The sequence below is a fragment of the Pseudoalteromonas sp. MMG013 genome (assembly GCF_018100885.1).
Lineage (GTDB): Bacteria > Pseudomonadota > Gammaproteobacteria > Enterobacterales > Alteromonadaceae > Pseudoalteromonas > Pseudoalteromonas aurantia.
Map to the genome: position 1 here is coordinate 40,056 of NZ_JAGJEE010000037.1, position 15,337 is coordinate 55,392.

General features: G+C 40.8%; 9 protein-coding genes and 2 pseudogenes. 7 read left to right on the top strand and 4 right to left on the bottom strand.

Annotated features, from left to right (window positions below; genetic code table 11):
- Window positions 1-134: 134 nt before the first annotated feature.
- Together J8L98_RS21485 and J8L98_RS21490 are read left to right on the top strand one after the other, a co-directional pair.
- The gene (locus J8L98_RS21485; RefSeq protein ID WP_210998140.1) at window positions 135-2,693 is read left to right on the top strand and encodes a TonB-dependent receptor; all 2,559 of its coding nucleotides are present in this window, start codon (window positions 135-137) and stop codon (window positions 2,691-2,693) included.
- Between the two features lie 216 nt (window positions 2,694-2,909).
- A complete protein-coding gene (locus J8L98_RS21490; RefSeq protein ID WP_210998141.1) occupies window positions 2,910-4,256 on the top strand; it encodes a TonB family protein in 1,347 nt (448 codons plus the stop codon).
- On the opposite strand, the gene J8L98_RS21495 is transcribed toward J8L98_RS21490, so the two are convergent.
- The gene (locus J8L98_RS21495; protein WP_210998142.1) at window positions 4,237-6,360 is read right to left on the bottom strand and encodes a winged helix-turn-helix domain-containing protein; all 2,124 of its coding nucleotides are present in this window, start codon (window positions 6,358-6,360) and stop codon (window positions 4,237-4,239) included. The two genes, J8L98_RS21490 and J8L98_RS21495, sit on opposite strands and share 20 nt — an antisense overlap.
- Before the next feature lie 139 nt (window positions 6,361-6,499).
- Here J8L98_RS21495 and J8L98_RS21500 point away from each other — a divergent pair, with 139 nt between their 5' ends.
- Window positions 6,500-9,100 carry a TonB-dependent receptor gene (locus tag J8L98_RS21500; RefSeq protein WP_210998143.1) on the top strand — a complete coding sequence of 867 codons (2,601 nt, stop codon included), beginning with the start codon at window positions 6,500-6,502 and terminating at the stop codon, window positions 9,098-9,100.
- A 47-nt stretch (window positions 9,101-9,147) separates the two neighbouring features.
- Here J8L98_RS21500 and J8L98_RS21505 read toward each other — a convergent pair whose 3' ends face one another.
- From J8L98_RS21505 to J8L98_RS21515, 3 genes are all read right to left on the bottom strand, one after another.
- Entirely contained in the window at window positions 9,148-10,122 is a 975-nt protein-coding gene (locus tag J8L98_RS21505) for a sensor domain-containing diguanylate cyclase (protein ID WP_210998144.1), read from the bottom strand.
- Window positions 10,123-10,280: 158 nt separating this feature from the next.
- Window positions 10,281-10,616: a hypothetical protein gene (locus J8L98_RS21510; protein ID WP_210998145.1), complete on the bottom strand. Its 336-nt coding sequence runs from the start codon at window positions 10,614-10,616 to the stop codon at window positions 10,281-10,283.
- Window positions 10,617-10,665: 49 nt separating this feature from the next.
- The gene (locus J8L98_RS21515; protein WP_210998146.1) at window positions 10,666-13,494 is read right to left on the bottom strand and encodes a reprolysin-like metallopeptidase; all 2,829 of its coding nucleotides are present in this window, start codon (window positions 13,492-13,494) and stop codon (window positions 10,666-10,668) included.
- Window positions 13,495-13,793: 299 nt separating this feature from the next.
- Between J8L98_RS21515 and J8L98_RS21520 the strand changes: the two genes are divergently transcribed.
- From J8L98_RS21520 to J8L98_RS24965, 4 genes and pseudogenes are all read left to right on the top strand, one after another.
- On the top strand, window positions 13,794-14,075 hold the full coding sequence (locus J8L98_RS21520) for a hypothetical protein (RefSeq protein WP_210998147.1): 282 nt from the start codon (window positions 13,794-13,796) through the stop codon (window positions 14,073-14,075).
- Between the two features lie 301 nt (window positions 14,076-14,376).
- Window positions 14,377-14,616 carry a hypothetical protein gene (locus tag J8L98_RS21525; protein WP_210998148.1) on the top strand — a complete coding sequence of 80 codons (240 nt, stop codon included), beginning with the start codon at window positions 14,377-14,379 and terminating at the stop codon, window positions 14,614-14,616.
- Between the two features lie 120 nt (window positions 14,617-14,736).
- A pseudogene (locus tag J8L98_RS25215) lies at window positions 14,737-14,970 on the top strand (hypothetical protein); the annotation flags it as partial.
- 53 nt (window positions 14,971-15,023) lie between these two features.
- A pseudogene (locus J8L98_RS24965) lies at window positions 15,024-15,332 on the top strand (TonB-dependent receptor); the annotation flags it as partial.
- Window positions 15,333-15,337: the final 5 nt, after the last annotated feature.

Consider the following 15,337-nt stretch of genomic DNA (forward strand, 5'->3'; position numbering starts at 1 on the left):
AATTATATTAAAAACAAAAAAGTCATCTTTCATAATTAATCATTTCAATTCAAGATTTAATTTTTTGCAGCGTGTTTAATAGCCTTAGTCGCAATACCAATTACATATATAAAATGCAACCAAGGGGACTAAACATGCTCACCAATAAGAAAAACAAACTCACTTTAATCATTAGCAGTCTGTTAATGACATCAACAGCCGGAGTTTCTTCATTTGCACATGCAACGGGTGCAAAAACAGATGAAGTAGAAGTAATTCAAGTACGAGGCATTCGTGGCAGTGTGGTTAAATCAATCAATACTAAGCGCTACGCAAATTCTATCGTCGATGCCGTCACTTCTGAAGACATAGGTAAGTTTCCAGACCAAAATGTTGCCGAATCGCTACAGCGTATTACCGGTGTATCAATGAGTAGAAACTTTGGTGAAGGCGAGCGCATCAGTATCCGAGGTACATCAGAGAATCAAAATAGAACCCTATTAAATGGCCAAGCCGTTGGTTCTGCAGATTGGTGGGTCGACTCGTCAGCCAGCCGAGGCTTTAACTACACCATGTTGCCGTCAGAAATTGTTTCAGGCCTTGAGGTATACAAATCACCAGAAGCCGATATCGATGAGGGGTCTATTGGTGGTACAGTGATTGTACGTACTCGAAAACCGCTCGATCTTGATGCCAATAAAATTGCGGGCTCAGTTCTTATGCAGCACAGTGAAATTTCTGGCGAAACCGACCCTCAAGTAGCGGGGTTGTATAGCTGGAAAGACAGTGAAGAAAAGTTTGGTGCATTAATTTCCGTATTTAGGCAAGAACGAAACTTACGACGCGATGGTATCGAAGCATGGAGCTGGTCACATCGTGACATTACCTTAGAAGATGGTACTGAAATAAACAATGTGTATACGCCTGGTGGTGGTGGCTCAGCCATGTTCACTCAAGAACGCATTAGAACAGGGTTCAACTTAACACTTCAGTATCGTCCATCCGACAACACTGATATTACTTTTAACGCGCTAGATTCAACAATGGAGGCTAACAATGCAAACCAGAACTTTCTCTGGCTTCCAGGCTATGGTAACTCTCAATACACCTCTTTAGACGTTGTTGAACACGACAAAGTGGGGAAGTTTGCACAAGCAGGCACAATGGGCCTTTCTCCTGACGGCAATAATATTCTTGATGAAACGAAAATTCGTAATTCAAAGCTCAAAACCAAATCATATGACTTAAAATTAAATCATGAAGGTGAACTGTGGAGTTCTTCATACCACATAGGTGTCACGGAAGGCTCTGGCGGAACACAAACAGACCGGAGTGTGGGATGGGAAGGCAATGCCGTTCATAGTTTTAATGCATCACAAAAAGAAAGCATTGGAACCAGCTATGCCAATGACCCTGCTGATGGCAGTAAATGGGACCTCGGCTTCTTACGTTATGACAGCAACGATGCATTGGATAAAGAATACTACCTTCAAACTGATTTTGAACGACCGGTTGACTTAGCTGTATTTAGCAAAATTAAGATAGGTGCTAAGTATCGAGACCATAAAAGAGAAAATGTTCGCTTACGTTCACAAACACGAACAGACTTACATTGGAGTTTAGCTGACTATTCATTTGCCTCCCCCAGTGACTTTTTATCTGGCATTGGTACAAACGACACGTTACGAAATTATGCAATGACAGACCTCACTACAACACGTGCGGCTGGCGATGCGCTAGATTGGCAATACGGATTGCTTCACGATAGTAACTTCGCTATCAAAGAAGAAATTTTGGCCGGTTATATTAAAGCAGATATAGATGTTGAAGGTATGCGCGGTAACCTTGGTGTCAGGTTGGTAGAAACACAACAGACTACCGGTGCTTATGTCGGTCCGGCTGATGCTAAAGTTTGGAAAGAAGAAGACACTAGCTATTTTGATATTTTACCCAGTATTAACCTTGCCATTGACCTTGATGAAGATATGTTACTGCGCTTTGGCGCAGCGAGAGTTATGACTCGCCCTGACTATGCAGCAATGACCAATGCCACAACTTACAATACTGAAACGCGTGTTGGAACTGGTGGCAATTCAAAAATTGATCCATATCGTGCCACGCAATTTGACATTGGATATGAATGGTACTTCTCTGAAGCTGGCATATTCTCAGCAGCGATATTCTATAAGGATTTGCAATCAACACTTGGGAATAATACGCAAACAGAAATATTTGACGGTGTGCCTATTGAGATTAGTCGTCCGATTAACGGTCCGTCTGGCACCTTACAAGGCTTAGAATTAGGCTTTCAAACTGAACTATCTGAAGGGTTCGGTATCTCAGCCAATTACACCTACGTAGATGGCGAGTCCAAAGATGTTGACGGTAATGATATTCTTATTCCTGGCATATCTGAAAGTACGTTCAACTTTAGCACTTATTATGAAACAGAGACATATAGCGGTCGAATTTCATACAACTACCGAACAGGGTATGATACTGGTAGAGCATGGCCAGGATACCAAGATGCCTATGGCCAAATTGACGCAACACTGAGTTACAACGTTACCGAAAATATTACCGCTGTTTTTGAAGCTGTTAACTTAACAGACGAGCATACGTTTAGTTACCAAGAAGAGGGCGTCGAGCATGCTCTCACGGGTATGTACGCCGATGGCCGTCGCTTTGTTGCTGGTATTAGATTTAACTTCTAGTCGAATATTGTATAGCTAACACAGATTCGACTATCCATGGATGGACGCTCCTTGCCCGGGGCAAAAGCTGATAGCAGTTGCTATCAGCTTTTTCTTTTATCCACCTGATATAGGCTCGGAAACTGGTATTTATAAAATAAAACAGTACAATCGATTGTAAGGAAATTATTGGGTTACCCGCCCTGTTATCTTTTCATCATAAATCAATAAGGCACTATGAATTTCAACCGACTGATTGTCATACTGAGCATCTGCTTAGTAATTAAAAGCCAAGTCGTATTTGCAGATTTATATAGTGCTACTGTCGCTTACCAGAATAAAAACTACCGCTCTGCGTATAACTCATTCGAGCAATTGGCACAGTTAGGTAATGCTGATGCGATGTATAATTTGGCCGTCATGTCTTTACATGGTCAAGGGGTCACACAAAGTAAACCTCGTGCTTATGCATGGTTCATGCTTGCTGGTGAGTTTGGTTCACACGATGCGCAACAAACGGCACAGCTGGTATTACAAAGTTATAATGACCCTCATGCTATGACCGATATGTACCAAACATTACAAAAGCTCTATTCTTACGATGTTATTTCTAAACTGCTCTTTCCTGCTTTGACGCCCAATTCCACCCCCTCTCTGTCTAGAACAACTTATGTTCCCCCAAAATATCCAGATGAAGCTCGGCGACTGGGACTTGAAGGTTGGGTATGGGCCGAATTTGATATTGACGACAATGGTAATGTCACAGATATATCTATTGTTGACAGTCACCCAAAGAACACCTTTACAGCCAGTATTCTGAATGCTTTAACACATTGGAAATACGATGTTACAACCCCGATATTCAATCGTTCTTTGACATACCATTTCACCACTTTCAAAGGTAAACAATATGACAAAAGTTTGGGGTCACAAAGAAAAGAGTATCAACGAGAAATAACACAACACATTGATGCTGCGGAACAAGGAAACGGCAAAATACAATATTACATTTCTCAATGGTTAAACTCTGATAAGTATAATGCAAGCAGGCTATTAAAATATCACTGGCGAGATGATAATGCAGATGCAGCCTTATTATTAGCCGCAGCCAAGAATAATTATCCTTTAGCTCAATATAAACTCGCCACCAGCTTAATGAGCACAGAAACATCGCATCCGAATAAACTGGTTGGCCTAAATTGGCTACATAAAGCCGCAGACCATAATCTAGCGGCAGCGCAATTCAGGCTCGGACTTAGTTATTTACAAAAAACGGAAAGTTATTATGCACCAAATAAAGGCATTAAATGGCTTAAGCGTGCAGCACAACAGCAACACCTCAGAGCTCAGTTGACACTCATCAAGGAGCTGATACGCAATGACACCGCAAGTGAAACGATACATAAATGGATAAACAGAGCACGCGCTTTAGATAATGACCACCCCACTCTACTACTTTATCAAGCGCAACTAGCCCCAGTTCAATCTGCAGCTAAAGCACTCGCGTTAAAGGCCAAAAAATCGGCTCTTTCTAGAGCATGGTCCACTCATGAGATTGATTCGTTCATTGCGTCTTTGGAGTAAAGTGATGCAGCACAATGTCCGTTTCTATTCCATCCACTTTATTAATAAGTATATGCTCTCCTCGCCAGTCAGTACTTAGCGAAAGTGGAACGTTAATATCATAAAGATACGTACCTAACGCTCTGACTCTCACGTTTTCTTGCCTGTCGGTGTAATAGCAATACAAATACAGCTGATGACCCTGACGTAATACGTAATAAATGCCTTTCTCAAATAAGGCTGGCTGATATAAACGAAGCGAAGCACGAAGCTGATTTGGGTCGATATCTTGTGCAGTATATTTCAACAAATAGGATGTAGCATCATCCAAAAAACCTGTAAAACTCTGGTTTTTAGACGCCAATGCTAACTCATCTACATCCATAGATTGAACATCCTTGGACAGCAATCGATTTGTCGTTTCATTCAATGAGTATTGCCATAACTGCCAAGTGCCCTCTGAATGTCTCGCTTGATAATTGATTGATTGCCCGTCAGCACTCCAAACCATATTCCGTGTTTTATTGTAATCTTGAATGATGGTGACAAGTTTCTTAGAAAACAAATTAATTAAGTAGGTATCACCACGATTAGAAACAATCAGTAAGTTGTTCCCTTTTGGTGAGAAAAGCAACTGTTTTGGAAATACTTGGCTTGGTAACAACGCAAGTAAGCTCGCGGTAGGCCTTTGTCTATGCTTAACCCAGATCTCAACTTGCGCACGTTGGCTTTTTATTTGCTGATCATAAGAAGCAAACGCAAACCAGTGTCCATCATGTGAAACCTCCGCTAGTATGTCTAGTTTCGCCGCGGAAGAAATCGCGATTAAATCAGAACTGTTACTTTCATTCGATTTATCTAAATGATACAAATTGACCTGAGAAATCCCTTCTGAGTGCGCTACATGGCCATGATTAAAGTCAACCGCAATATCTGTAATAACGCCATTTGGCGTATGTATTTTTTGCGATTTCCCAGCAATATCTGAAAGACTTAATGAGTCATCACCTGTCCAATAGGTGCCACCCTCTCTTCCCCATACAACAGGGCCTTTGGCATCTGCACTCAACAACCTTTTATTTAGATCACCATGAAATTCACTCTTTGATAGCAGTTGGTTTTTCCCCTGCTTAGCATGCGAGAATAGCAGCATTTGGTTGTTTGGATTTACATCATGTAGCATACCTTGGCTATCTGAGTATTCAGTCTCTTTTGTGATAATGAAGCTATTTTCAGATTCAATATGATAATGCGTAATTTTTACATCATCGTCGCGCCACTGCTGCGCATAAATTGCAGTTTCTTTTGGCCAAAATAAAGGGTTAGGCCCTTGCGCTGGATCGCATTCAAATAAAGTCGTTTCAGGACTCAAACGCCACATTTCTATTGTACTATCAACAGAAAATACGCGGACAGTACATGAAAATGGATCATACCGATAATAAGCAAGCCACTTTCCATCTGCGGACCAAACCGGCGCTTCTTCGCTATACCCTGTACTCTTTAAGTTATGTAAAGACTGAGTTTTCATATCAATGACGGATAGATCAAACTGTTCTTGATTATTACCCACGTGACTAAATGCCAAATAACGCCCATCGGGAGAATAGCGTAAATAAACTTCAGCCCCTGGTGAGGCTGTTAGCCTAGATTGATATTTATAGTCAATAGTTTGAGCGGAGGTTGTAAGCAGAGCCCCGGTAACCTTATAACCTACAGCCCCAAATAACAGCCCCCCTAAAAGCCAGTAGATAGGTCTATTTTCTTGTGCTCTGATGAGTTTCGAGGCGATGTCTGGCACATCATTTACGGCAGCAATTAACTGATAACCAACCCTAGGAACTGTTTTTATAAATTGCGGCCTACTTTTATCATCACCGAGCGTTTTACGCAGTTGAACAACCAACTGACTGACTGAATTGTCACTGACGATAATATCAGGCCATAACGTTGTGATAATGGTATCACGCGACACTGTTTTACCTTCATTGTCTAACAATAGCTGTAGCAGTGCCAATTGCTTTACTTCAATCGTACGCCATTGCTCAGCCACTTTGACGCGTAACCCAACAACGTCTAATTCAACATCATTAATTAACAGTTTTTTGGGCCTATTCTGCTGCATAGTGTCCTAAGTACAATGTAAAGGTATGGTTAAAACCGTAATAAAAGAGTATGATATTTGGCATTAATAATACACTGATTATCAATAGTACAATACGCAAAAACGGGTTTATTTACCCAAAGCTGTATGGGGAAGCTAAATGGTTCATCGTCGTTATTCATTATTCTTATTAAAAATATTGCTCTTTCCTACACTTCTATTAGCAAATACACCGCAGCAAACGAGTGACAACACGCTTGAAAAAATACAAATTAGGGGATTTCATGACAGCGTTGTCAAGTCTCTTAATAATAAGCGATTTAGTGATCAAATAACAGACTCTATTAGCGCCCAAGAAATAGGTAAGTTTCCAGATAAAAATGTCGCAGAAGCCTTACAACGTATTACCGGAATATCTTTATCTAGAATACAAGGTGAAGGTGAAAGAGTCGGCGTTAGGGGAACAACGCCAGAACAAAATAGAACCTACCTTAATGGTCAATACTTAGCATCTGCTGACTGGTGGATTTCATCTCAGCCAAATCGTGGCTTTAACTTCACTTTGTTACCTGCCGATATTATTGCTTCTCTCGAAGTATATAAAACCCCACAAGCAGATCAAGACGAGGGCTCTCTAGGCGGAGCTATCAATATCAAAACGTTAGACCCTTTACTCACTGATAACCGCTTTTTGGTGCTAAATACTCAGCTACAGTATAATGATTTATCAAAAGAACTTGATCCTCAACTGTCCGTAATTTTTAACTATAAAAACCCCAATGAAGATTTCGCAGCACTATTTACGGCCACTCAAAATAAAAGGCAGCTTCGTCGTGATGGTTTAGAGTCATGGGGCTGGCATGAGCGAAATTACCAATTTGATAATAACCATGATTTAGTGCCAGTTAAAAAAGCCGCAAATGAAAACCTGTCAAATATTTGGACGCCAGGCGGAGGGGGCTCAGCAATATTTAATCAAGAGCGCATTTTATCAACTGTCTCAGCCAATTTCGCATATAAGTTCAACCACCATTGGCAGTTGAACACACACCTACTTCACTCAGAATTACAAGCCGACAACACAAATCAAAACTTTTTATGGCAACCCGCAAAAGTTTTAGATTTAGGTGGCAAGATAAAAGGGGCTGTCCTCAACAAAAAAACGCTGACTTACGGACAATATAGTCAACTAGAGAATGAAATGTTCAATACCAGCATGGAGGCCATTTGGCGTAATTCTAAAATAAGAACACAGAGCATTCATTTCGATTTATTATATTCAGGCCCAGTGTGGCAAACTCAATACCAAATAGGTTTCAGTCACGCGCAAGGCGGAACCAGCGAAGACAGCACATCACAATTTTCTGCAAATACCCAATTTAGTGTCGATACACGACAAGAACAAAACATCATAGCCCAATATGACATTTCCCCTCTCGATGCACAGCGCTGGTTCCTAACCGAAGCAAGAAAAGATGCGCAGCATGGTGATGACAAAGCACACTTCGCACAAATTGACTCTACTTATCAACTTGAGCACCCAGTTATATCGAGTATTCAAGTTGGCCTTAAGTATCGAGAACATCAACGAGATTTCCGTCGCCTACGGTCAATCAATGGCGGTTTAAATGGACTCGCAGGACAATTAAACACCACGTTAGCAAATTACCCTGCTGCTGTTGCGAATGATTTCCTACACGATATCGGCAACGAACAAACACTGAAACAATATAGCTTTGTTAATATTGCGCAATTAAACAATGACTTTGAGTCACTCGGTTTTGTACAAACCGTGGAGCGAGCCAGTCGATTTAACATCGAAGAACGAACATTGGCTGGGTATTTTAAATTAGCTTTAGACAGTGATTTTTATCGATTAAATTTAGGTGTTAGAGCCGTTTCGACTTGGCAAAATGCCGCAGCACTTAAACAGCTCCCAGTTAATTCAGTGAATACTGAACTTAAATGGGTTAACGACAAAAAATCCTATTTAGATTTGTTACCCAGTATCAACCTCAACATTGAACTGGCAGATGATGTTGTATCTCGATTTTCTTTTGCTCGGGTCATGTCGCGAGCACAATTTAACCACCTAATGCCATCAACTAACTACAATGTGACCCAAGCACAAGGCCAAGGAGGGAATCCTGATTTAGACCCCTATCGCGCCACACAATTTGACGCCAGTATTGAATGGTACTTTCAAGAAGGAGGTCTTACTTCTGCAGCGGTTTTCAATAAAAATGTCGACTCCTTTATCGAGTTCAAAAGAGAGTTAGAGCGCCATGAAAATATTTTAATGTCAATTGACCGACCTATCAATGGTAACGGCGGAAGTGTCAGAGGAGTCGAACTAAGTTATCAACAATATATCGCTTATGGGTTTGGCATAATTACCAATTATACTTACGTCGATGGCACTCGTGTACAAAACCTCACCTCGCAAAAAGACCGAGTACCAGGCACTTCAAAACATAGTTTTAATATCACAGCCTATTATGAAGATCACTTTATCAGTACGCGCCTTGCTTATAACTTTCGGACAGAATTTGCCACAGGTGTTGGCGAAACGATAACTGATGATTATGGTCAACTCGACGGTAACGTCACACTTTCGGTAACCCCAAAAATCAAAATCACGTTCGATTTTATTAATTTAACCAACGAAATTTTATATAGCTACGAAAGAAATATGTTTGCACCAACAGGAATTTACAGCAATGGAAGACGTTTCTATATTGGCGTTCGTTACCAACTGTAAATTATTACGAATACAAATAGGGCCCAGTGATGCCCATGAAAATGAGGTTAAGCACGCTTTTTAGCTTGTTTATTCGCATACATAGCATTATCACTTCGCTCAACCATGTCTTCTAAAGGTACTTTATCAACGGGGTCATAAATACTGTATCCTACACTTACACCTATAAGTTGAGTATAGGGCTTATCTTTCAACACCCCCGCATATTTTTCTATTAAACTCTTGCACCACTGCGAAATAAACGCGTCGCTTGATGATAACAACATAACTACAAACTCATCTCCACCAACCCGTGCCTTAATATCAGCATCTCTACTTGCACTTTTCAATAGCGTCGCTAATGCAACAATACAGTGATCACCGCTTTGGTGGCCATATTCATCATTCACTTGCTTTAAGTTATCAATATCAAGATAGACGATGGCAACATGCTGCATAAACCGGTGTGCATCTTTTAGCCTTTGTTTTGCGAGTACATTAAATCCACGTAAATTATTTATACCGGTGAGTTCATCTTCTAACGCAAGTAACTTTATTTTTTCATAATCAACAATTTGCCGTAAATCCCCCTCTATAATTGTTTTAAATTGCGAAAGGAGCTGCACCAAAATTGGTGGGTAATCCGTCACTTTAGTATCGATAACACAAATCGAGCCAAACAGTTCACCATCAGGCCAAAACAGTGGAAAACCTAAGTATGAGCGCACAGGCCCTTCACTCACAGGTTGTACTTGACACCACATGGCATGATTAGCTGCATCACCAACATACAATGATTGCTTTGTTTCCATCATATGTCGACAAAAACTGCGCATTTCCCAAGGCCAGTTACTATTTTGAGCTAAAAAATTATCATCATTAGAACTGGTCGCAACAACATTAAACTCATCTTCTCTGAGCTGAACAACTGTACCACTGGCCGCGTCATATAGTTCTGCAAGTGTATTAACCAACTGCTGCCATTTTTGACAATCGAAAAAAGGATGGGGGTGTTTCACAAAACAATTATTAATATCGATCATATTATTACCTCAAGCTCTCATGTAACTATAGCTAATTTTGGCAACAAAGCAGCGTTGACCCACTCAATGATCAGATATTTTTTCTCAATAAAAAAGGCCAAACGTCCCCTGTTTGACCTATTATGCAACACCACTTTTGTATGGTTTAAAAGAGACCTTTATTCCAAGCAATTTGGCGCCATGGCTTCGTTAAAACGGCTGGAAAACTTCTGCTGTGAAACCCTAAGGTCCTTGTTACTATCACTTGTTATGACATCAGATGAACTAGATAACAACCAAGTCATACAGCCTGCTTTCAACTTAAGCGGTTTTCGAGACATGCCAATTTTTGGATAAAAATACCCCCGTCTATTTAACGCAATTAAGCCATATACTTTTTGTTGTTGGTGCAATTGGATCACCTCTTCAACACGCTGTTCACCAAACCACGCTAACGCCCTGAGCTCATTAACGAGCTCAGGTGTAGCACTTTTATCTGTAGAGTTAGTCGCCACACATCCACCTAGTAAACAAATCCAGATGAGATGCTTGTAATTCAACATCTTAAAATCTCCATGCAATAAACCGCCTGAAGGCAATAAGCATTAAAATGATCCCTGAGAAGTACAAAGTACCACTACTACCACCTGAATCAGATACAGGCTCCGCAGGTGTAACTGGCACTGTAGGTGTTGGTTCTGGCGTTGGCTCAACAATAGCTTCCGTAACATCAACAGTAACCGTACCTATTCCTTTTCCACCATTATTATCGTCGACTTCATAGCTAAATTGTTCTTGCCCTGTAAAGTCAGCACTTGCTTGGTAAATGAGCACCGCCCCGCTAATAGTTACAGTGCCTGTCCCGCTATAATCAACCATGCTTATTTTCAGTTCACTACTGTCTATGTCTGTATCATTGTTTAACACATTCAATTCTACGGTTTCACCTTGAACAACCGTACCACTATCAGCCGTTGCCACTGGCGCATCATTAATGGCCGTGACAGTTACTTGAGCACTAAAATCAACCAAAGCACCTAACTCATCAGCGACAGTAATAGGAATCGTTAATGCACCGTTATAGTTAGTGGAGGGTGTTACTTTTAAACCGTCTAACGTGTAATTATCACCTTGTTGTGCGGTCAATGTGAAGCTCGTACTGTCGATGTCCACAATATTAAAATGCGTTAAACTTAACGTTAACGATGCATCTTCATCAACCGCTATATCTTGTTGACCTGTAATTGTGGGGGCGTCATTCACAGCGACTACGCTAACCTTGGTTAAAAAGTTAACACTGGAATTATTCCCATCGCTGACACTCACGGGAACTGTTAATTCACCAAAGAAATTGGCCGTAGGTGTAATTGTCTCACCATTAACTGTATAGTTTGTGCCTGTCGAAACCGTAACGGTTAATGTCGAATCGGGTTGTTGATTAATGACCGTAAACATCGCAGGCGTCAACAATAGACTTGCGTCTTCGTTCATACTCAATGTGTCTTGTGCAGTAATAGAAATAATACTGCCCAGTTGAAACTCTTGAGATAATGCATAAAAGATCCCTGTACTACATTTCACCATTACTCTGGCTTTATTATCGGCACTGCCTGCTAAACTAACCGTTTCAGAACCATCATTCGGTGTATTTTCTAGTAACATTTGATCGAATGATGTGTCGCCTGATGACTGCATAATGTTAACATTTGCACACGAAACGGGCGTCTGATCTGTATTGGCAACATTCCATTGCACATTGACTGAATTACTTCCCCCTAACATAGTTGAAGAGGTTGGAGATGTTATTGCAAATGGACCCGCAGACGTTGTGGAGGTAACGGTCATTGCGTCATAATTTACCCCGCCCTCTCCATCTCGAACGACTAACCGAAAATTCATAGTTCGATTTGTTGTGGGGTACGCTTCGCCTTTCGTAGTCGTACCGTTCATCACATCTTCAAGCTTTGGAAAATAACGCGTCGCGCCACTACTAGGTAAATAAGGCCTAAACAATGGTCCTTCACCATTATCAATGAGTTGGGATGCCCCTAAAGTTGTGGCCCCCAAATCCATTTGCTCCCATGCATAACTTAATGTATTTGCAGTGTTTTGATCTGTGGCAGAACCCGATAGCATAAATGGCGTATTGATTGGAATAGTGTAATCTAACTTTGCGTCTGAAATAGGCGCATTATTACCAATTCCCACAGGTATACCACATGTAGAGCCTGATCCCGTCGTTAAATGCGTATTCATTTCATCAATACTGTGTGAATGAAACATGGCAATGGAATTTTGAGCCAAGTTATCGTCACCACAAATACCTGCATAGCTCATTATGGTTATGCCACTGCCTGGCTCATACGCCGCAGAACCCACTCGCGTATTGCAAGAGCCGCTTGAACCATTATAGGTATGATTAGCGCCAAACTGATGCCCAATTTCGTGGGCTACATAATCAACATCGTATGCATCACCTTGAGGCGTAGAAATCCCTGTCATACCCCATGCTTTTGTACCTTCCGAACACACAACCCCTAAACCAGCTAGACCAGCCCCCGCTGTGGCCATAAGATGGCCTACATCATAATTCGCCGTACCGATTATGGTATCTATTTGAGTTTGAACTACGCCTAAAGTGTCGTCTGCATTGCCATTATCATACGGGTCATTGGCTTCAAAAATAAGGGCATCATTGTTCGCGATAAGCTCTAATTTAACAGCAAGGTCGGTTTTAAACACCTGATTCACTCTATTTATAGTCGTCACAATGCCATTCATTGCCCCCACTTTGCCACCAAAAAAAGCAGTGTATTCATCACTGGTTGTTACCGCTAAACGATACGTCACAAAGTCTACGTTGCCACCGTTACCAATCAAGGGTCCACGCGGCTGTGTGTTTTTAAGTGTTAATGCGTCCAGTTCAGGCGTGAGCACCTCATCGCTCCACGCCTGCTGCCTAGCTGTTTTTTTATAAAGCTTTAAAATACCGCTGTCCGCAGGATCTAAATATAGACGCTCCCCATTAATGTAATAAACGCCATGCACGCCATTTGGCCCGATATCAAATCGACCTTTATTACTTGAATTACCGACTTCGTAACCTGCAAAACTGCGAATGGATGGAAACTTTTCTTGCAGCGCCTGCGCCATTATTGAGTCATGTGAGATAGAAAACTGTACAAATTTGCCGCTTAACGTTGGCAAACTAATGCGTATTGAGCTGTCATTGAGTGCCACAGCCATCAAATCTTTCTGTGCCTTTTGAATATCTGCTGAGAAATATCGCTCGCTCGGATTGACAGTACGTTTTTGCATGGCAGTTTTTGATAAACTGCCGTCTATGGCTTGCCATGACCAGTTACTTTGCTCATTGGCTAAAGCGGTAGACATACTGCCGCCTATTATTAGACTGTACACAACTATGTTCATTATTGATTCCAACATTTTATTTAACTTAATCAGTATAGAAGCCTGTAAGTGAATTGCCTGAGCTTTTTAAAAAACATAAAAAGTATATATAAAACAATTTGATAGATTAACAATACAGTATTACCTCCTCCCCAATACTCAACACAACACCAGCCTAAACGCTCAATTAAAATAAATTTATTCATACTTTTACATATTATAATACGCAATTAAACCGCTCATAAATTGCTATTTAACGTAAATAAATCAAAGACTTTATAGTGACTTCAAAGTTAAAACTGAATTTAATTACCCTAACTATGACCTGCTGCCTTTTTCCATTGGCAAATACACAACAGTTACTGAACAATGGTGCCTTTGAAAAAGCATCCCAACACTGGAGTAGCTCAATACTCACCAACAATGTCTCGATCTCTGCACATGAAAAGTTTGGTAATATTGCCGAATTACCGCCACATTCTTCATTGGCGCAAACTATCGAAACAAAACAGCTATTTCATGAGCAGTACTGGTTAAGGTTTGATGCTAAGTTGCATGTTTAGGACATTCAAGCGCAACATCTTCAAATTGGTTTCCACGTCAATAATGAATATGTCTTGCTATCCACTCTTTCTTTACAAGAAACAAACCTTTTTTCTCAATTTCATATTCAAATAATGCCACGGTATTTATCGACAATATTTCTCTTTCAGGAATGCAAACTGATAGTGGTGCAGACGGTATTCCCAACACTTGGGAAAATGCCAATGCGACTAACGCATACAGTAATGATGATAAATACCTGACCTAGATGGAGATGGCTACTCAAACTATACTGAATACGTCGGCCAATCAAACTCAAGCTTGTTTAGTAGCACACCATCTACATCAACGAATGTCGTAACTTCAACCTCATGTGACAACGCTAGTATTGGCATTTTAAAATATGAAATTGCCTTATCTGAACTGCAATCTTGCGATGGTGCATCGTGGCAAGTAGCCGCAGCACCTGCAGGTGACAAAGGTGATTTAGGTGCCGTTGGTATCAAAGGAGACAAAGGAGATACCGGTAATGTCGATGCTAAAGGCGATAAAGGAATTTAAGGGATACAAGGAGTCGCAGGAATATCGTCATGGCAAGACCTCACCAATAGCGTTGTCACTCACGTTAACGTGGGCATAGACACGCTTACCCCTTCAGCCCAATTAGAAGTGGTTGGTAACGTGATAACTGCCACTCCAACCCAAGCAAACCACTTAGCAACAAAAGCTTACTATGATGCTGAACAATTTAAACAAGATCAAAAATATCAGCAGTTACTTGCGCGTATTGCATTGCTAGAATCTATAGTAGGCATTCTAGAAGACAAAGTCAGTGGCATAGGTAAAAATTGCTTAGATATCAAAAATAAGTTTACTGATGCCCAATCAGGTTTATATGAAATAGACCCAGACGGCGCACATTTAGGGGTTGAACCATTTAAAGTATGGTGTGATATGGCACACCAAGTTGGCAATTACGTGTCACGCCAAGTTACGAGTTTGAAAGTGCGGATATGTTTGCAACCGTATACGGAACATTATCCGCAGTGGATGATCGCTTTAGTAATAACGAAAATACCGTTATTTTAGATGGATATGAAAAGCTGGATATTGGACTAATGATTGAACCCACTGATCAGGTGAGATTTCAATTATCAGTCGATAATTAAACGGATGAACAAGGGATCACAGAAAGAGACCCACGTAACAATGATGCGCCAAACGGTCGTTACACCATGCCGAGAAGTATTAAATTAAGTGTCAGCTACAACTTCTAACTAAT

Coding starts and splice junctions, on each gene's coding strand:
- J8L98_RS21490 (WP_210998141.1), top strand. CDS start 2,910: ATGAATTTCAACCGACTGATTGTCATACTGAGCATCTGCTTAGTAATT.
- J8L98_RS21500 (WP_210998143.1), top strand. CDS start 6,500: ATGGTTCATCGTCGTTATTCATTATTCTTATTAAAAATATTGCTCTTT.
- J8L98_RS21515 (WP_210998146.1), bottom strand. CDS start 13,494: ATGTCTACCGCTTTAGCCAATGAGCAAAGTAACTGGTCATGGCAAGCC.
- J8L98_RS21505 (WP_210998144.1), bottom strand. CDS start 10,122: ATGATCGATATTAATAATTGTTTTGTGAAACACCCCCATCCTTTTTTC.
- J8L98_RS21485 (WP_210998140.1), top strand. CDS start 135: ATGCTCACCAATAAGAAAAACAAACTCACTTTAATCATTAGCAGTCTG.
- J8L98_RS21495 (WP_210998142.1), bottom strand. CDS start 6,360: ATGCAGCAGAATAGGCCCAAAAAACTGTTAATTAATGATGTTGAATTA.